Here is a 24625-nt window from a genome sequence, read left to right as displayed (position 1 = left end):
GGATTAAAAAATCCCTGTTCGTTTTTTATAATGATTGTAATTCATTAATAACGGGCTGCTGACTTTGTTACAAGTGATGCTTTCCTTGCGGCAATCACTTCACTCCGGTCACGCATTCTATGCTTAAAGCGTAAATCTGCAGGAGTATTTTGATCATCATTTTTCCAGTCAGCATTCCAGGAAGCAGCTATATTGCGGCATTCTACAAGAAGGTCTTCATCTATAAGCGGCAGGTTTAAAGGTTGATAGGGCTGATTCTCTTCCAGGCCTTTTATCCTTTTTGAAATAAGAAACGCAAGCTGTTCTGCATCGATACTTAATTCTTCAAATAATCTTTTATCATGCAGCATATGATGCTGTACTTTATTATAAAGTTTGTAGCTTCCACGCAGGTTTCCCTGCCGTTCATGATAAACTGCTACTGCAAGCTGTATTAAGGCAAGCCAGCGGGTTTCTTTATTTTGTTCGAGCCAGTACTCTTCCAGAATTTCATGACATTCGAAAAAATCACGAGTACCATGAAAATGGGCCAGGAAAAGCTTATATTCTGCAGGGTAATTATATTTCGTAGTGGTCGTCAAAAATAACTCTCCTTTGTAAATACAGGTTCTGGTTTATATTATATAGGAGAGCAGCAAATAAGTGAAGAAATGAGACTGATTTCTGTTTTGCATATGATATAATAACGCATGGAAAAGGAAGTGTTTAAAGTGAGCTACAGTGTAAAGCTGCAAGGGTTTGAAGGGCCGTTGGACCTGCTCCTTCATTTAATAAATAAAAATGATCTGGATTTATACGATATACCAGTGAAAGAAATTACTGAGCAGTATATGAACTATATCCAGGCGATGCAGGTAATGGAATTAAATATAGCGAGTGAATATCTTGTTATGGCTTCTACTCTTCTGCAGATGAAAAGCCAATTGCTTCTCCCGATCGAAGATACAAACTGGGAAGACGGCTTAACTGAGGAAGAGGATTGGACAAAAGAAGACTTAATCGACCGCCTGGCTGAATACAAAAGGTATAAAGAAGCAGCTTCAGGTTTGAAAGAAAGGGAACTGGCCCGAAGCGAACTTTTTTCAAAACCAATGACAGATTTAACTAATTATTTGGCGGAAGAAAAAGAAGATAAAAATGCTACAATAGATGTCTCTGTTTACGATATGATGAAAGCTTTCCAAAATATGAAAAAAAGAAAAAAGAAAAGTACCAAGCAAACAACAAAAGTAGCCCGCGAAGAAATTCCCATTGAAGCCAGAATGAAAGATGTAGTTTCTTATCTTGATCTTAATAATGGCGCTGCAACGTTTAATGATTTATTTGAGGAAACAGAAGACAGTGCGCTCGTTGTAACTTTTTTAGCAATATTGGAACTGATGAAAGTAAAAGAAATTGAATGCAGTCAGAGTGGAAATTATCAGGATATTCATATTATAAAGAAAGGAGCTTACATCACGATATGAATGAAGAAATAAAAGCTGTCATAGAAGGACTTCTTTTTGTAGCGGGAGAAGAAGGGATGGAGGAAAAACAGCTTCTGGATGTCCTTGAAATTAATCAGCAGGAGCTCCATGAGTATATTGAAGCGATGAAAAAAGAGTACGATTCCCCGGGGAGGGGGATGCAGCTGAACAGTCTTGCAGGAGGTTACCAGCTTACTACAAAGGAAATTCATGCACCTTACTATAAAAAATTGCTGCAGTCGCCATCTTCCGGCACATTATCGCAAGCTTCTCTGGAGTCGCTTGCAGTAATTGCCTATCGTCAGCCGGTTGCCCGTATGGAAATTGAAGACATCCGTGGTGTAAAAACTGAAAGACCGTTAAGGACCCTTCAGTCTAAAGGATTAATTAAAGAAGTCGGACGCCAGGAGGGTGCAGGACGGGCAATATTATATGGCACAACAAAACAATTTTTAGAACAGTTTGGACTTCAGTCTATTAATGATCTTCCTCCACTTCCTGAAGCAAAAGAAGACGATCCGGAGGAAGAATTTGATTTATTTTTTGAAAAGTTTCAGGATGCAGTGAAAACGGAAAATTAACGCATTACACTGCCTCCGGAAATTTTAATGGATTCCCCGATGATATTTTTAGAAGCGCCTGTAAGAAGGAATAAAATTGTATCTGCTACTTCTTCAGGAGTAGTTATTTTTTTGGAAGGAAGTGCTTCTTCAGTACGATTCCGCTGCTCCTCATAGCTTATGCCGGCTTTTGCTGCTTTCTTTTCAAGAATATGCTGTGCCATAGATGTATCTACAAACCCAGGACAAACAGCATTCACCCTTACTCCATAATCAATAGCTTCTAAAGCGAAAGATTGTGTAAAGCCGATCAGTGCAAATTTGGAGCCTGCATAAGCTGTGTTACCATAAGTGCCTCTTAACCCTGAGAGAGATGATACATTTACAATATTTCCTCGCTGCAATTCCTTCATCTGCTTAAAGACGAGCTGGCTTAACATAACTTGCGCAGTGAAATTTAACTCCATGATCTCATTAATTTCTTCTTCCTGAATATTTTCTACAACGTCTCCGCCAGATATGCCAGCGGAATTTACCAGTCCCGTAATAGGACCAAACGAATCATTCGCTTCTTTAACAATACGATGCCTGTCATTAGGAACCGTAATATCTCCACTGACCACGTGCATGCGCGAGGCATCAGCATGATAGTGAGCTTCCTGTTTGATTCTGGACAATTTTTCATCATTTCTTCCTGTTACAGTAACGCAGGCACCGGCTTTAAGAAGTGCGAGGGATGTCACATAGCCTATGCCGCCTGTGGCCCCTGTGATTAAGATATGCTCGTTGGTAAAAGCGCTGTTTGAATAAAAGCTCATTCGTTATTCCTCCTTTATTTACATATTTTTAATGTTCCCTAATCGCCTCTTTGAAAAACTTTCTCTCCCGGATAAAAGACTTAAAAAGTAATTTCAAAGAATGAATGGCATAATGGAAAATAACTGAGGAAAAAGTCTCCTTATTAACTGGAAACGTATTCTGCTTTCCTTCAGCTGAGTGAGATCTTTAACAAATCTCTCATAGGCTTTCCGCAGCAGTCGATTCATGCAGGTGTCATTAGCAGGAGCTCTCACATATTAAAGCATGGAAGGCTCGTTTATTTACCTCTGCAAAAATGTAATTATTTAATCGATCCTGATTAAATAATGTGAATAACAAGTATTGCAAGATTACTTTAATTGATGGAAAAGAGAATTAATTAAGTTAAAATTTCAAAGGGCTTTGTTATATTGAAAACTCAAGTTTAAATTAATGTTTTTTATTAATAATCTCTGTTAATGTTCATTATTAAGATCAGAGTATTCATTTTAAACTTACAGTTTAACGGGCACAGCATTAATTGGACTCTGTATTATTATCTGAAGTTTGTTTTTAATGAGGAGGAAAATATATGAATAAAGAAGAGCAGGAATCTCTGAAGCTGTTTGTAGTGTTTTCAAGAGCTTACGCTGCAGTGCATAAAGAAGCAGAAAAAGACATGAAAAGCTATGGTTTGAATCCAACGGAATTTGCTGTCCTGGAACTTATTTATCATAAAGGAGAACAGCCAATTCAAAAAATTGGAGAAAAAGTTTTAATAGCCTCTTCAAGCATCACATATGTGGTTGATAAATTAGAAGGAAAAGAATATCTAGTACGAAAAGCTTCTAAATATGACAGAAGAATTACACTCGCGGATATTACGAATAAAGGCAGAGAGTTTATGGATGAAATCTTCCCAAAACACCGTGCTTTTATTAATGGTCTAATGGAGCCCTTGAGTAAAGATGAGAAGAAACAGATGCTTACACTTTTGAAGAAAATGGGATACCATGCAGAGAAATAATTTAGGAACTAACAAATTTATAGTAATTTTCATTTGTAAAGAATCAAACAGTATGATATATTTAATTTAAGAAATATCTCGAATTAATAATAAATTAATCCGAGGAATGTGTTATTTATAATTTCCCGCATGATAAGTCGGAGGGAGCATGAAAATGAGTATTTTCAGTAAGCTATTTGGTAAAAAGGAAGAGAATAACAACAAAGAGGAGAGATTTTCAATGAGTGAATTAAATGTAGCAGTTATCTACTATAGTTCTACAGGATCTAACTATCAGCTTGCTAAGTGGGCGAAAGAAGGAGCAGAAGCAGCTGGAGCAAATGCGAAACTTTTAAAAGTGCAGGAACTTGCTCCCATGGGTGCGATTGAATCGAATCCAGCATGGAAAGAACATTATGAGGCTACAAAAGATGTGCAGGAAGCTTCAATGGATGATTTAGAGTGGGCTGACGCAGTTATTTTCAGTATGCCAACTCGTTTCGGTAATCTACCTTCTCAAATGAAGCAGTTTCTAGATACAACTGGTGGTTTATGGGCAAATGGTAAACTTGTGAATAAGGTTGTCAGTGGAATGTCTTCTGCGAGTAATGCTCACGGTGGACAGGAAGCAACAATTTTAGCTCTTTATAATACAATGCACCATTGGGGCGCAATTATTGCATCCCCTGGGTATTCTGATCCCGTACAATTCGCAGCAGGTGGAAACCCTTACGGAGTAAGTGTAACCGTTGGACAAGATGGAGTAATGCAGGAAAATGTAGAGGATGCGGTGAAGCATCAGGCAAAAAGAACTGTAGACGTTGCCACATGGGTTAAAAAAGGTCAAGAATAAAGAAAGAAAGCCGGCCGGCAGCGGCCGGCTTTTCTTTGTCCAGAAAATTATAAGTAACTTTCTCTGTGGATAACCTGCCAGATTTTGATAGAAAGGAGATAGTGCAGGCATGAGGAATTCATACGCAAGGTGACTGCAGTTAATCTTGGTGATTTTAAGGAGTTTCATGTCATGTTGCAAAATAATTCCAGAATTACCAGGAAGAAATGGTCGAGAAAGCGATACACTGTGGCTTAGGTACAATGAATTTATTAACAATTTATTTATGTAATAACTATTGATGAGTGTTTTAAAAATAATAGGTCGAAATAAAACAACGGGGAAGCTTTTGGAAAAAGCAGAGCAGTAATATAAACACTTCTTTTTCAAAAAATGTAAGTAAACCTAATTAAAAAATTCAGCTGTATTGCAAGTCTCCTATAGGAAATTTATAAATTAATTCATTACATTTAAGTTTAAAAGATATAATAGAAATTAAGTGGGAGTTCCACTTCTTTAGTTTACATAATTAAATTACTGTCTATTGATTGACTGATTTAAAGTGAATAGCTTATTACGCATAATTGCACTGGAAGGAGTGTTGAAATTGAATCTTATACCGAAAATGCTCGCTTCGATCCTGTGGTCTGTTATATTTTCATTTAGTATAACAAGTCTTCTTTATGTGCCACAGGTGGAAAGAAGCAGTGAAGGAAGTTATTTTGAATTTCTTCCTCTTTTTACACTTTTCATTTTTCTTTTCACTCCTTTTATTATTGTATTAGGCATTTTCGCAGGAATAATAGCTGAACATATTTCAGGGAAGATTTCCTGGTCTCCTTATTGGAGCCAGCTTTTAATATATGCAGGAATAGGTGGATTAATAAATTATTTTTTTTACTATTCATTGTTCGTATATGGTCCTGCGGCAGTTACATGGGTCCTCTTGCTATACGGTATAGGGGGCGGATGGCTGTATATGCATATATTGATGTTTGTTAAATGGCTGGGGACAAGAAAAAAAGAGCCTGATCCGGCTCTTTAGGAATTTGAAGAAATATCACTTAAAAAAGAATGGATTCCTTCCCAAAATAAAGGGGACTGCTGCAAATTATTATGATGGTAACCTGCAAGTTCTATAGTCGTGACAGGACCACTCCACTTGCTGAATGTTTCATACGAATGTGATGGCGGTATTACTTCGTCATCTGTGCCTGTAATACCAAGTAGTGGTGAATTGATCTCTTCAGCCATTTCGCTTACTTCAAATGGGTGGCGGATAAAAGTGCCGTGGGGAAGATAAGGAAACCTTTCCTGCTGGAGCCTGGTTCTCGTATCATAAGGAGAAACAAGTATCGTACCGGCTGTCTGTTCCGTTAAACTTAAATGTGCAGCGGAAGCAGTTCCCATGCTGCGGCCCATTACTACAATTCGGGAAGAATCAATATCTTTTCTGCTGGCTGCATAGTCAAAAATCTCCCTGCTGTCCTCGAACAATTTTTGTTCACTTGGAGTTCCACTGCTTTTACCATAATCTCTGTAATTGATATATAGTCCTGCCCAGTTTTCAGGAAGACTGTGTGACTCCATCGCTTGAGAGGCTTCTTCTCCATTTCCTCCAAAATAGATAAGCAGCGGAGAAAGCTCTTCATTCGATTGTTTTATCCAGCCATGGAGTGTTTCTCCATCCTCAGTATCTATTAACACCTCTTCAGTTTCCGGGATGTTATTTACTTCTTGTAACCTATCTTCACTTAATTGCGCCCCTTCAAACAGAAGCTCTTCCTGGTTCGCAAGCACCGTCCATGCCTGAAAACCATAGAGCAGTATAATAATAATGAAAGCTGTACCTAATATCTTCAAAATTTTCTCTCCTCACCTTAACCAAACTATGGAAGAATAGTACCCTGAAAAAGGAGGGAGTATGTTTAATTCCTTTATTTTTCATAATTTCCCGATATTATTGAAGCAATTTCATATTACTGAAGCATAATGACACAGATCGCATGGAGAAGTATTAATCTTATAAATATTTTCTCCAGGCAATAAACCAGGCATCCATTTTCTCCACCAATTCTTTGGAGGCATATTTTAATTGGGCTGCATCGCTGTCTGGAAGACTGTCATTCCCTGAAAATACGGTTTTTAATGTGCCTTTTTTAGTAAACCAATGCTGTTGTAAGTAGGTTTGATAAAGTCTGTAGAACTCCTCTACAAGAGCTTTTTGCTCTTCAGATAATGCGTTAAGCAGCCGTTCATCCCCGCCCAAATAGTGCTTTGGAGCGAGCTTCATTTCCGTGTAATGTATTTTATCTGTTTGTTTATCTACTGCGTTTCTTATACGCAGGCATTGAAATTCCAGCGTGCGAATAACCTCTTTAAGCCACTCTGTTTCTCCCACAGTTTCTTCCACTGGATTTTCAGCCTGTTTAACTGGCATTTTGCTTTTAGACTTCCATATTAAAAAAATAGTTAAAGCCTGAAGCAGCCCAATTACCGTAAAAGAAATATACATTCCAACCATCTTTAGTTAAAACCCCTTTCTCTGCTTTGCGCATCTTCCCATTTAGAGTTACAATATAATACTGGTGCTGAAATTGTATCATATTAACGTTGTCGCGATGATAACAAGAAGGAGAGATTTATATGGAGAGACTTCAAAAAGTAATAGCAAATGCAGGAATTACTTCCAGGCGCAAAGCTGAAAAATTAATAGAAGAAGGTAAAGTTACGGTCAACGGAAATGTTGTAAAGGAATTAGGAGCAAAAGCTGACATATATAATGATGAAATTGTCGTGGAAGGTGTGCCGATTGAAAAAGAAGAGCCTGTGTATTACTTGCTTTATAAGCCGGCAGGAGTTATTTCGAGCGTAAAGGATGAGAGTGACCGGAAAGTAGTTACAGATTTTCTTCCGGCTGATAAACGAATTTATCCTGTAGGAAGACTGGATTATGATACTGCAGGGGTTCTTATTATGACGAATGATGGAGATTTTGCCAATAAATTAATGCATCCAAAATATAAAGTAGAAAAAACTTATTTTGCAAAAGTAGAAGGTATTCCTACCAGAGAAGCAATCCAAAAAATCAGCAGAGGTGTGCAGCTGGAAGATTTTAAAACTGCTCCTGCGTTTGCAAAAGTCAGAAAAAGCGATGCGAAAAAAGGGACTGCAATTGTGGAACTGACGATACATGAAGGGCGCAACAGGCAGGTAAGGCGCATGTTTGAAGCGTTGGGGTATCCAGTATTGAAATTAAAAAGAGAGCGGTATGGCATACTGGACTTAAAAGGCCTGAATGCAGGTGAATACAGAGAATTAAAACCACATGAAGTGAAAAAACTAAGAGAGTCGGCTGTCACATAACTTTCAAATTCTTGCGGTACTTTGCGCTATGTAGTCTTTTTTAATAAATGATAAGATGTACTAGAGATAAAACAAGACAGAAGGATGGATGCGGCATGAGAAAAAAGAAGAGGCTGTGGATGCGTTCCGCTATTCTTCTCGTGATGGTGGCAGCTATCGCTTATACTTTCTATAACCATTTTTCTGAAGAGCGCGGCTTAGTGGACGCTGGGGACGAAGCTCCTAATTTCGTGCTGGAAGATATGGATGGAGAGCGGGTGGAGCTTTCTGAACTGAGAGGTCAGGGTGTATATTTGAATTTTTGGGCGACTTACTGCACTTACTGCCGTCAAAAAATGGAATATTTAAAAGATTACCATGAAGAATATGCGGAAAAGGGTGTCCGTATACTTTCTGTGAATGTGGATGAAACTACTTTACAGGTGGAAAGACACCAGCAAAGATATGACATAAATTATAATCTTTATATTGATCGTAATATGCTCGTAAGTAATGCATATGGAGTCGGAGTATTACCTTCCGTTTTTCTGATCAATGAAAATGGTTCAGTCATTGAAAGGCAGATTGGCGGCAAAACGGAAGAGCAAGTCGTAGCTGCTCTGGATGAGCTGGTACCTGAAAGCTAATTGGGGGTTCGTCATGAATAAAGTAACATGCGAATGTGGACATAAGAATCCATACGGGACGTACTTATGTGAATCTTGCGGGAAACCTTTAAAAGATGAAGGTAAGCTTGCAAATATGCGGTATGAAGGGGTTGCGCGGCGTTCACAGACGTATCAGAAATCCATTGTCGACAAAATTTGGAACTTCTTTTCTTCCGTGAAAGTGGGCATTTGGATTATCGTACTGTTGTTAGTTACTTCTTCCTTAGGAACTTTGTTTCCGCAGGAGATGTATATACCGCCTGGAGAAGATCCTTCTTTATATTATGCACAGGAATATGGAATTCTGGGACAATTATATTATGATTTAGGATTTCACAATTTATACTCCTCCTGGTGGTACATGCTGTTAATAGCAGCTCTTGGAATATCCTTAGTCATTGCAAGCCTTGATCGCTTTGTTCCTCTCTACCGAGCACTTAAAAATCAAAGAGTTACCAGACATACTGCTTTTATGAAAAAACAAAGAGTGTATGGAATGAAAGAGAACAGTGAAGCGTTGGATATCAAGGCGCTGAGTACTTCCTTAAAAGAAAGAAAATATAATGTACGGGAAGAAGATGGTAATCTGCTTGCTGAAAAAGGCAGGTTTGCAAGATGGGGTCCCTATGTGAATCACATTGGGCTGATAATATTTCTAATCGGAGGGATGCTCCGCTTTTTCCCGGGAATGTATTTAGACGATTATGTATGGATAAGGGAAGGAGAAACGGAAGTAATCAGCGGAACAGAAGGCGAATATTTTGTTCAGAATAACCAATTTTTAGTAGAGCTTTATGACGAAGAAGATAACGAAATTTTTCAGGAAGCGCTGATGAGAGAAGGATCGCCGGTCGTATCCAACTATCAAACTGATGCAACGCTTTTTAAGCGTTCTACAGAAGGAAGTATCGGAAGCGAAACAGAACTGGAAAAAGTAAAAGATCACAGTATTCGCGTGAATGAGCCGTTAACTTTCGAGGGTATTTCCCTTTACCAGGTGGATTACCGCTTAAATGAGCTTTCTACATTTACATTTGGTGTAGAAATAGAAGAAGATGGGGAAGTGCAGGCGCTTGAAGAAGTAGTATTTGAAGTAGATCTAAATGACCCCCAGATGTATTATGAATTTGATAATGGCTATCAAATTGAGATAATAGAATATTTTCCAAACTTTAATATTGATGAAAGTGGAGAACCGACAACGTTAAACAGAGTTCCGGATAATCCGAGAATTATTTTTGAACTGTATCCTCCAGATGCAGATCCTGAAGAAGATACTGGTGAGATAAGTCTTATTGGAGTACAAGTAAATGAACCGCTGAACGAAGATCATGATCATACTTTACGAATGCTGGATGTTGAATTCGTAGATGTTACGGGACTGACTATCCGCAGAGATCATACGCTTCCCATCATTATTGCGGGCGGAATTATTTTTATGATCGGTCTTACGCAGGGTTCTTACTGGTTCCACAGAAGAATCTGGATCCAGCAGAAAGATGGCCAGCTTTACGTAGCTGGACATGCCAATAAAAATTGGCATGCTTTAAAAAGAGATATTGAATATCTCAGAGAAAAACATGATCTGCCGGAGACAGTGGATCAGGCTGATGAAGAAGTGAAAGAGAAAGATCAGGTAAATGAAGGGGGCAGGGATAAAAATGTTTGAACTCAGTAGTACGCTTTTATATATAGCCTTTGTACTTTATTTAGCGGCCACGGTGTTTTTTGCTGTTTCAATCACAGGGAAAAAGTTTAGGGACAGAAGCGGCAATGAAAATAATAAGGCTGGTTTATTTGGTTATATAAGTGCTTTACTGGCTCTTATTACTGCAATTTCTTATTTTATTATAAGGTGGATGGCCACTGGTCATGCTCCTGTGAGTAATATGTTCGAATATACTACGGCGCTTGGGATAGCTATGTCATTGGCTTTTGTTATCCTTTACCCTATTTATAAAAGTAATTATCTGGGATTATTTACAATGCCGGTGGTAATGTTAATAATTGCGTATGCTTCTATGTTCCCTGGAGAAGCGCAGCCGCTTATTCCAGCGCTTCAGTCCAATTGGCTTTTTATTCACGTAATAACTACGGCGATCGGCCAGGGTATTCTTGCGATAGGTTTTGCGGCCGGAGTGCTTTATCTCGTGCGAATGATAGATTTTACAAAGGCTTCAAAGAAAGTTAAAGGCATTGAATTTATCATGTTTACCCTGCTGGCAACTATCGCATACGTGGCAATCGGTATGGGGTTCGAGGCTTCGGGATATACTGCAACGTTTAATTATGTCAACGAATTTGGTGAGGAAGCGCAGATGGATTATCACCTTCCGCCACTTGTGGGGCCAAATGAAGGTGAACTGGCTTCTGAACAAGGATTTTCACCAGTTGTTAACACACCGGAGTATATAAGAAGTAATGATGTTAATACGGTGTTATGGTCGATTATTGGCGGGTTAGTTTTATATGGAGGCCTGCGCTTTGGTTTTAGAAAGCCGGTTGCAGGGCTGCTGCAGCCTTTAGTCAGAAACGTAAATCCCCAGACAGTAGATGAAATAAGCTACCGGGCAATTGCGATAGGATTTCCTGTGTTTACCCTGGGAGGATTGATTTTTGCAATGATCTGGGCGCAGATTGCCTGGACGAGGTTCTGGGGATGGGATCCTAAAGAAGTCTGGGCCCTTATAACATTTTTATTTTATGCTGCTTATCTGCATCTTCGGTTATCCAGAGGATGGCAGGGAGAAAAAAGTGCTTGGCTCTGCGTAATTGGGTTTGCCCTGATAATGTTTAATTTGATTTTTGTGAATCTCATTATCGCCGGACTTCACTCTTATGCTTAAGTCGGCTACAATAGAATTATGAAATGAGGCTGTCTTGTTATTATAAGACAGCCTTTTAGTTGGAGGGGTATATATGGAAAACAACAGTACAAATATATTAGTGGTAGATGATGAAGAACGAATCCGCCGGCTTCTGAGAATGTATTTAGAGAAAGAAAATTATCATGTAGAAGACGCTGAAAATGGAGAATCAGCGCTCGAATTTGCTTTAAATAATGACTACGATTTAATTATTCTTGACTTAATGATGCCGGGTATGGATGGAATAGAAGTCTGTGAAGAAATCAGAAAGCAGAAAGCTACACCTATTATTATGCTTACAGCTAAAGGCGAAGAAGTTAACAGAGTGCAGGGATTTGAAGCTGGAACTGATGATTATATAGTTAAACCATTCAGCCCGAGAGAAGTAGTACTCAGAGTTAAGGCTCTGCTGCGACGTTCTTCTTCTACTAAATTTCTGCAAACTGAAACGAAAACAAAAGAGGTTTTTGAATTTCCATATTTGTTAATAGATAATGATGCGCATAGAGTAACGGTAGAAAATGAGCATATCAGCCTTACTCCTAAGGAATATGAGCTGCTCCTCTATTTAGCTCAGGCGCCTGATAAAGTATTTGCTCGGGAACAGCTGCTGAAAGACGTATGGAATTACGAGTTTTTTGGAGATTTACGTACAGTAGATACACATGTAAAGAGACTGAGAGAAAAATTAAGCCAGGTGCAGCCGAAAGCAGCAGATATGATTAAAACAGTATGGGGAGTCGGTTATAAATTTGAGGTCACGGAAAACGGATGATGTTCTGGAGAAGCGTAGTTGGAAAACTATGGTTTACTATTCTGCTTTTAGTGTCCGTCGTGCTTCTTGTACTCACAGTATTGCTTTTAGGCTTTTTCGAACAATTTCATACGGAACAGGCCGAAGGGGAACTTTTTAACCATGCAAATCTTTTAGTTTCATTTTTGGAAACGGAAACAACTGATGGTGCAGCGCTGGATATGAGCCAGATAATTTCTGAATCTTATGCTTCCCGGGCTGTTCTTATAGGAGAAGATAATTACTGGTATACAGCCAACGAAGATTCCGATGGTATACCTATTTCTTATTTTTATGAAGATCCGGTACTATCAGAGGTAATTGAAGCTGACGAAACTATTGTGACTCAGGGTGATTATGCGCTTGCTAATCAGGAGAACTGGGGAGGAGAGATCATGATAGTAGGGATGCCGGTTACATTTGCAGATGGGGAAGAAGGCTCTCTTTTTCTATACCAGTCTTTAGCAGTCGTGGAAGAAGCTTCAGCGCAGACGAAGCAGATCATATTTTTATCAGCTGGATTTGCTATCATACTTACAACAGTATTTGCGTTTTTTCTATCTTCCAGAATTACGGCACCTTTACGTCAAATGCGCACTGCATCTTTGGAAGTAGCAAAAGGAAACTTTGAAACAAAAATTCCTATACAAACTAAGGATGAGATTGGTCTTCTGGCTATGGCTTTTAATAGAATGGGGCGTGCTTTAAACACCAACCTGCATGCTTTAAATCAAGAAAAAGAACAGCTTTCACGCATACTGAGTTCCATGGCTGACGGTGTAATGACATTGAACAGACAGGGACACGTAATGATTATGAACCCGCCTGCCTCAGCCTGCATGGCTGCCTGGAGATATGAAAAACAACTTTCAGAAGATGAAGAACCCCTCCATTTAAATCGTCTGTTTGATAAAGTAGTCTCTGAAGAGACAGAAGTCGTAGATGAAGTTACAATTCAAGGAAGAACGTGGGTGATTTTAATGACGCCACTTTACGATGAAGAAAATATCCGCGGCGCCGTAGCTGTTCTTCGGGACATGACAGAAGAGAGGCAGCATGATAAGCTGCGGAAAGATTTTATCGCTAACGTTTCTCATGAGTTGCGGACACCTATTTCTATGCTTCAGGGATACAGTGAAGCAATTGTTGATGATATAGCTGAAACACAGGAAGAGAAAAAAGAAATGGCCAGTATTATCTACGATGAATCGCTTCGAATAGGGCGTCTTGTAAATGAATTGCTGGATATCGCGAGAATGGAAGCGGGGTATCTGAACTTAAGAAAAGAAGAAATTGACATGAAAATTTTTGCTGACAAAATTCTGCGGAAATTTCAAGTTGTAGCAAAAGAGCAGCAGATAGAATTAATAGGAGAATTTTCTCCACTGACTAAAACATTATCAGCAGACGTTGACCGGCTGGAGCAGGTAATGACGAATTTAATTGATAACGCAATGCGTCATACGATGGAGCATGGACAAGTGATATTTAGAATTTCAGATGCAGAGACTGGAGTTCGTATTGAAGTCGAAGACACAGGAGCCGGAATTCCGGAAGATGACCTGCCTTTTGTATTTGAGAGGTTTTACAAAGCAGATAAAGCACGTACGAGAGGAAGGGCCGGAACCGGGCTGGGTCTTGCAATTGTAAAAAATATTACAGAAGGCCATGAAGGAAAAGTTTCAGTTCATAGTAAAATTAATGAAGGCACTACTTTTTCTGTATTTCTACCTTACGATACTTCGGGCTGAAGAAGGCAGGCGCTTGGGCTGACTCGCTGCATGCGGGATTACATTAAAGAAAGCAGGGGTTAATTTGAAGATTTATACTAAAAAAGGAGATAAAGGACAAACTCAGCTTATTGGGAAAAGAGTAGCTAAAACAAATCAAAGAGTAGAAGCTTATGGAACTGTAGATGAATTAAACAGCTTTATCGGAGTAACAATAAACGCGCTGGAAAGTGAAAAAGTCGCAGATATGCGGCAGGAACTTCTAACTATTCAGCATGAGCTGTTTGATCTGGGTGGTGATCTTGCAAACGTCACCGCAAAGAAAGAATGGAGCCTTTCGATGGAATCTGTAGAAAGATTGGAATCTCGCATTGATGAATACTGGGCAGAGGCTCCGGAATTACGAAAATTTATTCTTCCGGGAGGAGAACCTGCAGCAGCTCATCTTCATGTATGCCGTACAGTAGCAAGAAGAGCAGAGAGATTAGCTTCAGCAATTGCAGATGAACATGAAGTTTCTGCATCAGCGCTCCCATATTTAAACAGACTTTCAGACTTTTTCTTTGCAGCAGCAAGAGCTGTTAATTCCCGGGCAGGGAAAGAAGATATATTATATGCAAGAAGTAAAGATGTATTCAAATAGAGGCTGTGAAGCGGATACCACCAGGATTAATGGAATATCGTTTTTATAAATATTTTATTGAGAACTGGAAAGCACAAAAAAACTGCTCCTGAATAAAGGGAGCAGTTTTTGTTTCTAATCTTATTATAGTAAAATTTCTATTTCAGCACTTTCGCGAAGATCTTCTACATATTGATTTTGAAGAAGCTGTTCTTCAAGGTCTTCCTGTACATCTTCAAACTCCTGATCTGCGATCTCAGGATCATTCGTTGAAGCAAGTTCATAATATTCTCTTACTTCTTCTTCACTTACTTCATACTGATCTTCGTCTACATGGTCCATAGTAAGAAGTTCTTCTACCAGTGTAAGCTCACGAATTTCCTGCATTAAGTCTTCCTCGGTGTAACCTTGCATTTCTAATGCTTCCTGGAAATCATCTTCCGAATCGAACTGGCTGCGGATTTCTTCCATTTGTGATTCGACCTCATCTTCATCAGCTTCAATGCCTTCTGATTCAGCCTCTTGAGCTAATACGCGCTGGTTGATCAGCTGGTCCAGGAACTGCTGCTGGAACTGCATCATCATCATTGCGCCTTCCTCTTCATCCATATCCTGTTGTGCAAACATAGCTTCAAATTGTGCAAGCTGCCCCTGGAGTTCGCCACTTTGAATTTCTTCACCATTTACTATCGCAATTGGCTCTTCAGGATCCTGATCCATTACAGATGTTCCGGATTCAGGTGCTGCTGTTTCATTCATTCCATCGTTGGTTTCTTCATCAGCATCATTTTCTTCCGTATTATCTGCAGCATTGTTTTCGTTGACAGCTGCTTCTTCGTTGTTTTCCTGATCTTCATTTACTTCCACATTCGTTTCTTCTGTGTTCGTATTTTCGTTATCGTTTGTAGCATTATCTTCATTGTTATTTCCACATGCTGCCACTACCATCACTGTAGATAGTGATAGAGTTAACAAACCGTTCCGTACTGTTTTTTTCATTCTTGTATCAACCTTTCTAGTATGTGTCCCTTTATGCATATAACTGTATCATAAAAGAAGATGTGTTATCAATTTTCTAATTCTATAAAAGTGTGGGGCTAAAGTCACCAATATATTATAACAGACATTATAGAAGAATATAACAGATGATCTGAAAATTCAAATAAATAATTTTAAAAAGACCACAGTGCCGACTTATGTTAAGTTCTGTTAATATTCATATTTAATTAATAGCTTTTCAAGGACTAAATTTTAATATTTGTAAAATCATTATAAAGTTCGTTGAGAGAGACGGAGTGTGCGCGTCTTTTTGAAATTATGCAGGTTCCAGTGAGAAAAGAACCGGGCTGGTTAAGCTGATGAAACTCATTGAAAGAAATCAATAAAGGCGAAAGGTAAAAAACCCCTGCTGTTTGAACAGCAGGGGCGTAAAGGTATATTCGAAAGAAAAAAGATACTGGAAGCAGTAATTTACAGTTCGATTGCAGAAACAGAAATTATTTCTTCAATTTCCTCAAATGCCTGGATAACTTTTTCATTACATTCTTTATCGGTGGATAATAGCATAATGGCGTCTCCGCCTTCTTCTTTTCTGCCGACCTGCATTGTGGCGATGTTTACATCATGAACACCCAGGAGCTGGCCAACCTTTCCAATAACACCGGGGCGGTCATTATGACGCACGTAAAGAGTGTGTTTTGCAGGCTGGAAGTCTAATTTAAAGTCATTGATTTGTACAATTCGCGCTCCAATCTCCTGACTGTAAGTGCCATGAATATGAATGGTACTATGCTCTCCGCGAATAAATGCTTTTACGAAATTGGCATAGCCCTGAGATTCACTCTCATGTTTTTCCGAAACCTGTACATCTCTTTCTTTTGCAATCCATGAAGCATTTACCTCATTTACATAGTCATCGATGCGGTGTTTAAAGAAACCTGCAAGGAAGCTGCGGTTAAAAAGGCCTGTTTCCTGGTGAGATATTTCACCTGCATAACTGATTTCAATTTCTTTTACTGGTTCTCTAAACAGTTGTGAAGCTGTATCACCTAAAGTTCGTGTTAATTTTGTAAAGGGAGAAAACTTTTCAAATACATCCTGGTCAAGGTAAGGTAGATTTAAAGCATGAGGTGCAGGCTTGCCGTTTAAATAACCAAGCACTTCGTGAGAAACAGATTCTGCCACATTCTGCTGAGCTTCTGAAGTAGATGCAGCAATATGCGGAGTAGTAATTACTTCCGGCAGTGAAGAAAGCGGATGGTTTTTCGCTGGCTCTTCTTCAAAAACGTCAATTGCTGCTCCCCGCACATGACCTGATTTAACAGCATGATAAAGAGCTTCTTCATCAATAATACCGCCGCGTGCACAGTTCAAAATGAAAACACCAGGCTTTGTCTGCTTCAATGTTTTCTCATTCAATAAACCTTTTGTTTCTTTCGTAAGAGGAGTATGAACCGTAAGCATGTCACTCTGCGCAAGGATCTCATCAAGAGTAACAGCTGTTACATGATTTTTTTCTGCTCTGGATTGAGTTAAGAATGGATCAAAGGCAAGTACATTCATACGGAATGCTCTTGCTCGCTGAGCGATTTCAGCACCAATTCGTCCGAATCCAATGATACCCAATGTCTTTCCGTATAATTCTGCCCCTTGATATTTTTTGCGGTCCCAGCGGCCTTCCTGCATAGATTGATTCGCCTGTGGAATATTTCGCACGAGAGAGGCAAGCATTGCAAAAGTGTGTTCTGCTGTAGAAATTGTATTTCCATCAGGAGCGTTAATTACTACAACACCATGAGAAGTAGCTGCTTCAAGGTCTACATTGTCTACACCGACTCCTGCACGTCCGATGATTCTTAAATTTGGCATTTGATCTAAAAGTTCAGATGTAACAGTAGTGGCACTTCTTATTAAAAGCGCATCTACTTCATCAAGAGGAAGGCTGGTTTCGTAGATATTCTCACGAACTACGTTCACTGTTGCACTTTCTAATATAGGCTTCAACCCATCTTCGCTCATATTATCTGAAACGAGAACGTTGTAAATTCCTTTTTCAAGCTTTACTGCCTGTTGAACCTGTGTCATTTGCTAATCTCCACCTTTACTTTTAATTGTTGATTTCATAATACTAACATGAAATTCTGAAAATTTGGTCGTCCTTGAGGAAAAAACAAAAGTTTTTTAGTGAAGAACTTAAAAATCTGAATATTAAAACGCTTACATTGGAAAACTATAAAAAAACTCCCTTAAAACTTAATTTAAGGGAGTTTCTCAACTTATTCGAATTTTAAAGCATCACCATCAAATGGTTCTTCTGCTATTTTAATAGAATCAGTTGGACAGCCGTCGAAAGCATCTTCCAGATCTTCATACAGGTCCTCCGGAACAGCTTCTGTTCCTGCGTTATCGTCCAGAATAACATAAGCGATACCTTCATCGTCATAATCATATATATCTGGAGCTGCTGCACCGCAGGCACCGCAGGCAATGCAAGTATCTTTATCTACGATAGTAAATTTAGCCATATTTAAACCTCCTTGGAATGAAATTGAGCATAAGAGCAGACAAGGCTTAAGAGTCTGCGGAAATAATATACTACTGGCAGATGATCTACGCTAATCAATTGTAAAGGTTCTTATCTGACTTTTCAACTGTCAATTGATTACAGAACAAAGATTAGTGGATAACCTGTACAGAGAATATGATATTATACATGTTGAAAACGTATAAACCGGGGTGGGCGTAAAATGGACATTCTAATATTAAATGTACTGAACCTTTTAAGAGGAGAACGATCATTAAGTGGAGCAATTCATATATTAAAAGGGAAACGTTCCGCACAGACGATCCAGGATATTTCTTTATATAACCTTGAAAAATGGGCCGCTGCATTGAAGTTGCATAGTTACACAGATATTAATAAAATCGGCGTACACCTTTATAACAGAGAATTAATCGTTGACCAAGGAAAGCAAACATTAGTTACAAATAAGGGGAAAGAAATTATAAATAAAGCAGCTCCGCTGCTGGATAATATTAATTTTCAGGGAAGAAAATATGAATGGAATAATGAAGCTGAAAATTTTTGGAGAAGATTATCTCTGCTCATTCAAACTGTCAGTTATGTAAAAGCAGGGCAATATCAATTCATACCTGTACTTTCTGAATACCAGGACAAAAATATTGTTAAACAATTACTGCGTTCTCATTCGGCAGAGCAGATCGTTTCAGAACTGGAACCCTGGCTGTATCATATATTGAATCAATATGACGAGAAGGATGCACATATTTTTGTCGACAGACTAAGTGGGTACAATTATCATGGTGCTACTTTAAAACAACTTGCCGCTAAAGAAGGTGGAGAACTTGCTGTTTATTTAAAATTCCGCAGTATGCTTCACTTTTTCCTGGAAAATCAACATCAGGCGCCCGGGATCTTCCATCAGCTCTTTCCTCTGCAGTCAAAAGACAAAGCATTAACGAAAACTGCAATTGAAACTAGATTTTTGGTCAACAAGGGATATGCGAAAGAGGAGATTGCAGCAGTCCGGAGCTTAAAAACTAGCACGATTGAAGATCATTTGGTTGAATTAGCTATGTACGATAACAATTTTCCTTATCAGGCGTATATTGAAGCGAATGTTTTAGATAGAATTTTAAAGATGATCAATGCATACGATAAAGTGGATGGATTAAAACAAATCCGTGAAAAATTAAACAGAGAAATAGATTATTTTGAAATCAGACTTGCGATGGCACTTAAGTATAATTGGAAGGAGGGAGACTATGCTGCAAAAAACACTGAATGAAATGGGTTACCAATCGTTCCGTCCCGGCCAGAAAGAGATCATTAACTCAGTTATGCAAGCGAAAGATACCTTCGCAATGCTTCCTACAGGCAGCGGGAAAACCTTGTGTTATCATTTGCCGGCAAAAATTTTACCGGGACTTGTACTTATTGTGTCTCCACTCGTTTCATTAATGTCAGATCAGGTTACCCAGATGCGTGCACAAGGAGAAAAAAAAGTAAATCTATTAACGAGTCATCAGTCTTCGGCTGAAAAAAAAGATATTTTACGCAATATTTTTTATTGGGATATGCTTTTTGTCTCACCGGAAATGCTTTCCCTGCCTAGAATTCAAGAACAGCTGAAGAGGGTGTCGGTGGATTTATTTGTAGTGGACGAAGCGCATTGTATTTCTCAGTGGGGACACGAATTCAGACCGGAATATCAGCGGCTGGGAAATTTTGCTGAATTGCTTGGGCACCCTCCTCTTCTTGCATTAACTGCTACAGCCACCAGGGAAGTGGAAGAAGATATCAAACAGCAATTAGGAATGAAGGAGCCCGCTGTATTTAAAACCTCAGTAAACAGAGAAAATATTTACTTATCAGTTATAAAAGCTGAGTCTGCTCAGCATAAAAATGAAATATTAGAAGAAAATATCTCAAATGTCCCGAAACCCTGCATCATATATGCGGGTACGAGAAAAGATACAGAAGAGATAGCTGCTGTTCTGGGAAAGTACAAAACAGCCTTCTACCACGGGGGGATGACTGGAGAGGACAGGACGCTCGTGCAGGCACAGTTTCTCTACAGCGAGATCGATATACTTGTAGCTACAAATGCATTTGGAATGGGAATAAACAAGCCGGATATCCGCACTGTAATTCATACGCATATGCCAGCTTCTTTGGAACAGTATACACAGGAGATCGGAAGAGCCGGAAGAGATGGGCAGCAAAGTGCAGCGATTCTTTTGAGTGCAAAAGGGGATAATATGCTGCCATTTCATTTTATCAGTATGGAATTCCCTGCGGAAAAATGGTTGGAGGAGAAGCTTTATCCGGAGATTCGTCATGAATGCAATGTTACAGATACACAGGTTAAACTGGAGGTTTCTGAGGGCATCTGGCGGATGATATTATCTCATTTAAAAGAATATTCTCTTATAAAAGATGATAATTTTGTTCACAGAAGTAACACTTTAGAAATTCTTGAATTGCTGGAAGAAAGATATAAGAAAAGAAAATCGAAAAAAATAGAGCAGTTTAGAAGCGTGGAATATTTCGCTTCTTCCCAAGGCTGTTACAGAAGGAAATTGCTTGATTATTTTGAAGAATTTTCGCAGATGCAGCAAGGCAGTCCGTGCTGTTCCACCTGTCATCCGGAATTTTATTGGAAGGATGAGAAAAAATCAATTTCAATTTCAAACAGATCCTGGCAGGAGCGTCTGAATAATATTCTTCATCCGGTCGCCGAGGTAAATCAGTGAGAAGCCAAAAAGAAATTCTGCATACCTTATCCGACAAAGAATTGTATCTGAATTTATACCTTACTCAATGTTTTATGCTGTTTACAGCTGTCATTGGAGCATACTTTTTCCAGGGATCTATTTTAGTGCCTTTTCAGCAAATCACGATTTCGTTAAAAGCAACTTTAATAGGAGCAGTGTTTGCTTTTATTGTTATCGTAATTGAAATTATCTGTATGAAACTGCTTCCTGAAAAATGGTTTGATGACGGAGGAATTAATGAACGTATATTTAAAAATATGCACCCGTTACAAATTGTTTTTTTCAGCATAATTGTAGGTTTTTCAGAAGAGCTTCTATTCCGAGGTGTAATACAGACTGAATTTGGAATTGTTATTGCTTCATTAATTTTTGCACTTATTCATATCCGGTATCTTGGAAACGTGTTCTTATTTAGTTTCGTGGTAATAATCAGCTTTTCCTTGGGTGCTCTATACTGGTGGACAGGAAATCTTTGGACATCGATCACAGCCCACATAATAATTGATCTCGTATTAGGGATACTTATCCGCTATAATAGATTTAAGTAATTATTATAAACTATTTCTGAACCATTTGATCACAATAAGCAGTTGGAGGAGGTGGATGCTTTTGGAGAGAGAATTGGCAGATTACCCTGAAACAAAAGAGGAAGAAGTATCCTCTTTACCATCCAGAAAAGAGCTTAGACAGACAAAACGCAGGTCATCCAGGAAGCGGAGGAAAAAAAAGAAAAATACAATTGAATTTCCTTTAATGAGAATTTGTCTTTTGTTGTTTTTTTCCATAGTTACAGCAATGTTTACTTATCCAGTTTGGATTGATGCATTACCATAGAAGAAAGGAGCGCCCCAGCGGCGCTCTTTTTCAGTTTCAAAAACCCATTGGGACTGAAAAAAGATAAACACGGGCAGACATACAAATTTGTTCTGATGTTACAAATTCTCATTCAAGTTATTATTTAAAAAGTCCGTTAAGATTAATTAAAAATATTAAAAGAAAGCGTTTTCATAATATCTTGCACAGTGAAGTAAGATTGTATATGATAAATATGGTTCTATCACATTACGGAATGAGGAGAGATACATATGTCCCACGTGCCATCTGATATTGAAATAGCACAGGAAGCGAAAATGAAAAAAGCTTTGGAAATAGCTGAAGATTTAGGTATAGAAGAGGCAGATATCGAGCCATATGGTCATTATAAGGCAAAATTGTCCCTGGATATTCTTGAAAAAAAAGAACGAGATAAAGATGGAAAAATTATTCTTGTAACCGCTATTAATCCTACTCCTGCAGGTGAAGGGAAATCTACAGTTACCGTTGGACTTGGACAGGCATTAAATTACACTGGAAGAAAAGCTGTTGTTGCACTGAGGGAGCCTTCTCTCGGACCGACTATGGGTATGAAAGGCGGAGCGTGCGGCGGGGGGTTTTCACAAGTTGTGCCAATGGAAGACATTAATTTGCATTTCACTGGAGATATACATGCAATAACAACAGCTCATAATGCACTGACTGCACTAATTGATAACCATATCCATCGCGGAAATGAGCTTAACCTTGATGTGAGAAAATTGACCTGGAAGCGTGTAATGGATATGAACGACCGCTCACTTCGTCATATTGTAGCAGGACTGGGAGGCCCGCTCCAGGGAGTGCCGCACGAATCAGGATTTGATATTACTGTTGCTTCTGAAATTATGGCAATTCTATGCTTATCTGACAGTATTGATGACCTGCGTAAAAGACTGAAGAAAATAGTTATCGGGTATGATTTCTCTGATCATCCAGTCACAGTGGCTGACCTAAAAGTGGAAGGGGCACTTACTCTGCTTCTGAAAGATGCATTAAAACCAAACTTAGTACAGACACTTGAAAATACCCCGGCATTAATACACGGAGGCCCATTCGCAAATATTGCTCATGGGTGTAATAGTGTACTTGCTACTAAAATGGCTGCAAAGCTTGGAGATTATGTTGTTACTGAAGCTGGGTTCGGAGCGGATCTTGGAGCCGAAAAGTTTCTCAATATCAAAACTCGTGCTGGAAAAATAAAGCCTAGTCTCGTAGTCGTAGTTGCTACAATACGTGCGTTAAAAATGCACGGTGGTGTGCCCAAAGATGAATTAAAAGAAGAAAATATCGATGCAATGAAAAAAGGGCTGGCAAATCTTGAAAAACATATTGAATCTATTAAAACGTTTGGTCTGCCGCATGTAGTAGCAATAAATAAGTTTGTTCACGATACAGAAGCAGAAATTGCTACATTAACCGATTTTTGTAATTCCAAAGGTATTAATGTGGAACTGGCAGAGGTTTGGGAAAAAGGCGGAGCTGGCGGGAAACAGCTGGCAGATAAAGTAGTTAATGTCATTGAAGAAGAACAAAACAATTTTAGACATCTATACGATCTTGAAACTGCCCCGGAGGAGAAAATTAATACCATCGCAAAAAATATTTACGGGGCACAGGGTGTAGACTTTTCTGCGCAGGCTGCCAAACAGCTGGAACAGTTAAAAAAGCATGGTTGGAGCAGTCTGCCGGTATGTATGGCTAAAACACAATACTCTTTAAGTGATGACCCTGTAAAAGTAGGCCGGCCTTCTAATTTTCGTATAACTGTCAGAGAACTTAAGGTCTCTGCAGGAGCCGGGTTTATCGTGGCCTTAACCGGCAACGTAATGACCATGCCTGGCCTTCCGAAACATCCGGGAGCACTTGATATGGATGTTTCAAGTGAGGGAAAAGCTGTAGGTCTATTTTAAGCTGATTAAAAGTCGTTTTAGTCGAATAAGTATATGAGCTTTTATAACAGCAGAAGTCCTGAATTGTGGTATGCTGATAAGATATTCAGATACTTGTGGAGGACGACAATGAAAAAAGTTATTTTAGGAATATTTACTGCCTGCGTTTCAGTTTTTATCTTAATGCTTCGTCAAGCAGGAAATACTTCTTTTAAGACGCACCATATTCCGTTCTTTACAAACAGTGCCTCTGTAAAGCTTTTATTTATCGCCGATTTGCATAAGCGCCGAATAAATTATCGGGACTTTGCAAATGCAGGTGAAATAGAGTTAATTTGTCTGGGCGGAGATTTAGCCGAAAAGTCCACTAGAAACAAAACTATAGAACATAACTTGCAAATTCTCTCAGCGATGGCTCCCATTTATTTTGTCTGGGGAAATAATGATTATGAGAAAAAAGAGGTGCTTCAGGAGCTTTTTAAGAAGTATGGTGTAATTGAACTGAATAATGATAATATTTTCTTTGAAGCCAAAGGCTGGACATTAGCAGGAGTGGAAGATATTAAATTACTGCGTGATGATACAGCTCTTTCACTCGCTGGTTCGAGAGGACCGGTTTTACTGCTGAGTCATAACCCTGAAGCAGTATGGAAGCTGCCCTTGATACACAATGTAAAACTTGTGTTATCAGGTCATACTCATGGTGGTCAGATTAGGCTGGGGCCCTGGGGGATTGATGAATTAGGAGGATTAAAGGAAAGAAATAAAGTTCTTCTTCTTTTATCAAATGGCTACGGCACTACCGGTTTACCGCTCCGGTTTGGAGCCAGACCTGAACTTCATATTGTTCACCTCCTGCATCATCGATAGTCTTACTTGATATAACTTCGAATGTAC

At 39.0% G+C, this 24625-nt stretch carries 25 protein-coding genes; 18 read left to right on the top strand and 7 right to left on the bottom strand.

The features are described from left to right. Nucleotides 1-44: 44 nt before the first annotated feature. Nucleotides 45-581: a DUF309 domain-containing protein gene (locus tag BLP92_RS03390; protein WP_175444164.1), complete on the bottom strand. Its 537-nt coding sequence runs from the start codon at nucleotides 579-581 to the stop codon at nucleotides 45-47. A gap of 129 nt (nucleotides 582-710) precedes the next feature. Between BLP92_RS03390 and BLP92_RS03385 the strand changes: the two genes are divergently transcribed. After that, a complete protein-coding gene (locus BLP92_RS03385; RefSeq protein WP_244516633.1) occupies nucleotides 711-1466 on the top strand; it encodes a segregation/condensation protein A in 756 nt (251 codons plus the stop codon). Next, nucleotides 1463-2047, top strand: a complete 585-nt coding sequence (scpB, locus tag BLP92_RS03380; RefSeq protein ID WP_090840567.1) for an SMC-Scp complex subunit ScpB — start codon at nucleotides 1463-1465, stop codon at nucleotides 2045-2047. Before BLP92_RS03385 ends, scpB begins: the two co-directional genes overlap by 4 nt. Here scpB and BLP92_RS03375 read toward each other — a convergent pair. Then, the gene (locus BLP92_RS03375; RefSeq protein ID WP_090840565.1) at nucleotides 2044-2844 is read right to left on the bottom strand and encodes an SDR family NAD(P)-dependent oxidoreductase; all 801 of its coding nucleotides are present in this window, start codon (nucleotides 2842-2844) and stop codon (nucleotides 2044-2046) included. The genes scpB and BLP92_RS03375 overlap by 4 nt on opposite strands. 572 nt (nucleotides 2845-3416) lie before the next feature. On the opposite strand from BLP92_RS03375, the gene BLP92_RS03370 reads away from it, so the two are divergent. The 3 genes from BLP92_RS03370 (at nucleotide 3417) to BLP92_RS03360 (ending at nucleotide 5707) form a co-directional block, all read left to right on the top strand. Further along, nucleotides 3417-3851 (top strand): MarR family winged helix-turn-helix transcriptional regulator, encoded by a 435-nt coding sequence (locus BLP92_RS03370; RefSeq protein WP_090840563.1) that lies wholly within the window; start codon nucleotides 3417-3419, stop codon nucleotides 3849-3851. A 154-nt stretch (nucleotides 3852-4005) separates the two neighbouring features. Beyond that, nucleotides 4006-4683 carry an NAD(P)H:quinone oxidoreductase gene (wrbA, locus tag BLP92_RS03365; protein ID WP_175444163.1) on the top strand — a complete coding sequence of 226 codons (678 nt, stop codon included), beginning with the start codon at nucleotides 4006-4008 and terminating at the stop codon, nucleotides 4681-4683. 586 nt (nucleotides 4684-5269) lie between these two features. Beyond that, nucleotides 5270-5707 carry a hypothetical protein gene (locus BLP92_RS03360; protein ID WP_090840561.1) on the top strand — a complete coding sequence of 146 codons (438 nt, stop codon included), beginning with the start codon at nucleotides 5270-5272 and terminating at the stop codon, nucleotides 5705-5707. Here BLP92_RS03360 and BLP92_RS03355 read toward each other — a convergent pair. Both BLP92_RS03355 and BLP92_RS03350 read right to left on the bottom strand, forming a co-directional pair. Further along, complete coding sequence (locus BLP92_RS03355; protein ID WP_090840559.1) at nucleotides 5704-6525, bottom strand: alpha/beta hydrolase; 822 nt, start codon at nucleotides 6523-6525, stop codon at nucleotides 5704-5706. The genes BLP92_RS03360 and BLP92_RS03355 overlap by 4 nt on opposite strands. Before the next feature lie 160 nt (nucleotides 6526-6685). After that, entirely contained in the window at nucleotides 6686-7186 is a 501-nt protein-coding gene (locus tag BLP92_RS03350) for a hypothetical protein (RefSeq protein WP_090840557.1), read from the bottom strand. A gap of 122 nt (nucleotides 7187-7308) precedes the next feature. Here BLP92_RS03350 and BLP92_RS03345 point away from each other — a divergent pair, with 122 nt between their 5' ends. The 7 genes from BLP92_RS03345 (at nucleotide 7309) to BLP92_RS03315 (ending at nucleotide 14708) form a co-directional block, all read left to right on the top strand. Next, the gene (locus tag BLP92_RS03345) at nucleotides 7309-8028 is read left to right on the top strand and encodes a pseudouridine synthase (RefSeq protein WP_090840555.1); all 720 of its coding nucleotides are present in this window, start codon (nucleotides 7309-7311) and stop codon (nucleotides 8026-8028) included. Nucleotides 8029-8123: 95 nt separating this feature from the next. Next, nucleotides 8124-8654 (top strand): thiol-disulfide oxidoreductase ResA, encoded by a 531-nt coding sequence (resA, locus tag BLP92_RS03340; RefSeq protein ID WP_090840553.1) that lies wholly within the window; start codon nucleotides 8124-8126, stop codon nucleotides 8652-8654. A gap of 13 nt (nucleotides 8655-8667) precedes the next feature. Then, a complete protein-coding gene (gene resB / locus BLP92_RS03335) occupies nucleotides 8668-10344 on the top strand; it encodes a cytochrome c biogenesis protein ResB (protein WP_090840551.1) in 1677 nt (558 codons plus the stop codon). Then, on the top strand, nucleotides 10337-11521 hold the full coding sequence (gene ccsB, locus BLP92_RS03330; protein WP_090840549.1) for a c-type cytochrome biogenesis protein CcsB: 1185 nt from the start codon (nucleotides 10337-10339) through the stop codon (nucleotides 11519-11521). Before resB ends, ccsB begins: the two co-directional genes overlap by 8 nt. A 73-nt stretch (nucleotides 11522-11594) precedes the next feature. Then, nucleotides 11595-12317 carry a response regulator transcription factor gene (locus BLP92_RS03325; protein ID WP_090840547.1) on the top strand — a complete coding sequence of 241 codons (723 nt, stop codon included), beginning with the start codon at nucleotides 11595-11597 and terminating at the stop codon, nucleotides 12315-12317. Further along, nucleotides 12317-14086: an ATP-binding protein gene (locus BLP92_RS03320; RefSeq protein ID WP_280138079.1), complete on the top strand. Its 1770-nt coding sequence runs from the start codon at nucleotides 12317-12319 to the stop codon at nucleotides 14084-14086. Before BLP92_RS03325 ends, BLP92_RS03320 begins: the two co-directional genes overlap by 1 nt. A 64-nt stretch (nucleotides 14087-14150) precedes the next feature. Beyond that, complete coding sequence (locus tag BLP92_RS03315) at nucleotides 14151-14708, top strand: cob(I)yrinic acid a,c-diamide adenosyltransferase (RefSeq protein WP_090840543.1); 558 nt, start codon at nucleotides 14151-14153, stop codon at nucleotides 14706-14708. A gap of 123 nt (nucleotides 14709-14831) precedes the next feature. On the opposite strand, the gene BLP92_RS03310 is transcribed toward BLP92_RS03315, so the two are convergent. From BLP92_RS03310 to BLP92_RS03300, 3 genes are all read right to left on the bottom strand, one after another. After that, on the bottom strand, nucleotides 14832-15686 hold the full coding sequence (locus BLP92_RS03310) for a SurA N-terminal domain-containing protein (RefSeq protein WP_175444162.1): 855 nt from the start codon (nucleotides 15684-15686) through the stop codon (nucleotides 14832-14834). A 471-nt stretch (nucleotides 15687-16157) separates the two neighbouring features. Then, nucleotides 16158-17771, bottom strand: a complete 1614-nt coding sequence (gene serA / locus BLP92_RS03305; protein ID WP_244516632.1) for a phosphoglycerate dehydrogenase — start codon at nucleotides 17769-17771, stop codon at nucleotides 16158-16160. A 191-nt stretch (nucleotides 17772-17962) separates the two neighbouring features. Beyond that, on the bottom strand, nucleotides 17963-18211 hold the full coding sequence (locus BLP92_RS03300) for a ferredoxin (protein WP_090840539.1): 249 nt from the start codon (nucleotides 18209-18211) through the stop codon (nucleotides 17963-17965). Nucleotides 18212-18433: 222 nt separating this feature from the next. Here BLP92_RS03300 and BLP92_RS03295 point away from each other — a divergent pair, with 222 nt between their 5' ends. The 6 genes from BLP92_RS03295 to BLP92_RS03270 all read left to right on the top strand — a co-directional run bounded on the left by BLP92_RS03295 (nucleotide 18434) and on the right by BLP92_RS03270 (nucleotide 24598). Continuing rightward, a complete protein-coding gene (locus BLP92_RS03295) occupies nucleotides 18434-19495 on the top strand; it encodes a YpbB family protein (RefSeq protein ID WP_090840537.1) in 1062 nt (353 codons plus the stop codon). After that, entirely contained in the window at nucleotides 19473-20963 is a 1491-nt protein-coding gene (locus tag BLP92_RS03290) for a RecQ family ATP-dependent DNA helicase (RefSeq protein WP_090840536.1), read from the top strand. Before BLP92_RS03295 ends, BLP92_RS03290 begins: the two co-directional genes overlap by 23 nt. Continuing rightward, nucleotides 20960-21532, top strand: coding sequence for a CPBP family intramembrane glutamic endopeptidase (locus tag BLP92_RS03285; protein ID WP_090840533.1), 573 nt, complete (start codon nucleotides 20960-20962; stop codon nucleotides 21530-21532). The genes BLP92_RS03290 and BLP92_RS03285 overlap by 4 nt, the downstream gene beginning before the upstream one ends. Nucleotides 21533-21593: 61 nt before the next feature. Further along, nucleotides 21594-21818, top strand: coding sequence for a hypothetical protein (locus tag BLP92_RS03280; RefSeq protein WP_090840531.1), 225 nt, complete (start codon nucleotides 21594-21596; stop codon nucleotides 21816-21818). A gap of 251 nt (nucleotides 21819-22069) precedes the next feature. After that, nucleotides 22070-23749, top strand: coding sequence for a formate--tetrahydrofolate ligase (locus tag BLP92_RS03275; protein WP_090840529.1), 1680 nt, complete (start codon nucleotides 22070-22072; stop codon nucleotides 23747-23749). 108 nt (nucleotides 23750-23857) lie between these two features. Continuing rightward, nucleotides 23858-24598, top strand: coding sequence for a metallophosphoesterase (locus BLP92_RS03270; RefSeq protein ID WP_175444161.1), 741 nt, complete (start codon nucleotides 23858-23860; stop codon nucleotides 24596-24598). Nucleotides 24599-24625 lie beyond the last annotated feature (27 nt).

Origin of the sequence: Alkalicoccus daliensis, assembly GCF_900103955.1 — a bacterium.
GTDB lineage: Bacteria > Bacillota > Bacilli > Bacillales > Salisediminibacteriaceae > Alkalicoccus > Alkalicoccus daliensis.
Note: the sequence above shows the minus strand (reverse complement) of the source record. Positions and strands in the feature narration are given on the sequence as shown.

Excerpts from the sequence above, each read along its gene's own strand:
- scpB (WP_090840567.1), top strand. The coding sequence starts at position 1,463 with ATGAATGAAGAAATAAAAGCTGTCATAGAAGGACTTCTTTTTGTAGCG.
- BLP92_RS03375 (WP_090840565.1), bottom strand. The coding sequence starts at position 2,844 with ATGAGCTTTTATTCAAACAGCGCTTTTACCAACGAGCATATCTTAATC.
- BLP92_RS03370 (WP_090840563.1), top strand. The coding sequence starts at position 3,417 with ATGAATAAAGAAGAGCAGGAATCTCTGAAGCTGTTTGTAGTGTTTTCA.
- wrbA (WP_175444163.1), top strand. The coding sequence starts at position 4,006 with ATGAGTATTTTCAGTAAGCTATTTGGTAAAAAGGAAGAGAATAACAAC.
- BLP92_RS03350 (WP_090840557.1), bottom strand. The coding sequence starts at position 7,186 with ATGGTTGGAATGTATATTTCTTTTACGGTAATTGGGCTGCTTCAGGCT.
- BLP92_RS03345 (WP_090840555.1), top strand. The coding sequence starts at position 7,309 with ATGGAGAGACTTCAAAAAGTAATAGCAAATGCAGGAATTACTTCCAGG.
- resA (WP_090840553.1), top strand. The coding sequence starts at position 8,124 with ATGAGAAAAAAGAAGAGGCTGTGGATGCGTTCCGCTATTCTTCTCGTG.
- resB (WP_090840551.1), top strand. The coding sequence starts at position 8,668 with ATGAATAAAGTAACATGCGAATGTGGACATAAGAATCCATACGGGACG.
- ccsB (WP_090840549.1), top strand. The coding sequence starts at position 10,337 with ATGTTTGAACTCAGTAGTACGCTTTTATATATAGCCTTTGTACTTTAT.
- BLP92_RS03325 (WP_090840547.1), top strand. The coding sequence starts at position 11,595 with ATGGAAAACAACAGTACAAATATATTAGTGGTAGATGATGAAGAACGA.
- BLP92_RS03320 (WP_280138079.1), top strand. The coding sequence starts at position 12,317 with ATGTTCTGGAGAAGCGTAGTTGGAAAACTATGGTTTACTATTCTGCTT.
- BLP92_RS03310 (WP_175444162.1), bottom strand. The coding sequence starts at position 15,686 with ATGAAAAAAACAGTACGGAACGGTTTGTTAACTCTATCACTATCTACA.
- serA (WP_244516632.1), bottom strand. The coding sequence starts at position 17,771 with ATGACACAGGTTCAACAGGCAGTAAAGCTTGAAAAAGGAATTTACAAC.
- BLP92_RS03300 (WP_090840539.1), bottom strand. The coding sequence starts at position 18,211 with ATGGCTAAATTTACTATCGTAGATAAAGATACTTGCATTGCCTGCGGT.
- BLP92_RS03295 (WP_090840537.1), top strand. The coding sequence starts at position 18,434 with ATGGACATTCTAATATTAAATGTACTGAACCTTTTAAGAGGAGAACGA.
- BLP92_RS03290 (WP_090840536.1), top strand. The coding sequence starts at position 19,473 with ATGCTGCAAAAAACACTGAATGAAATGGGTTACCAATCGTTCCGTCCC.
- BLP92_RS03275 (WP_090840529.1), top strand. The coding sequence starts at position 22,070 with ATGTCCCACGTGCCATCTGATATTGAAATAGCACAGGAAGCGAAAATG.
- BLP92_RS03270 (WP_175444161.1), top strand. The coding sequence starts at position 23,858 with ATGAAAAAAGTTATTTTAGGAATATTTACTGCCTGCGTTTCAGTTTTT.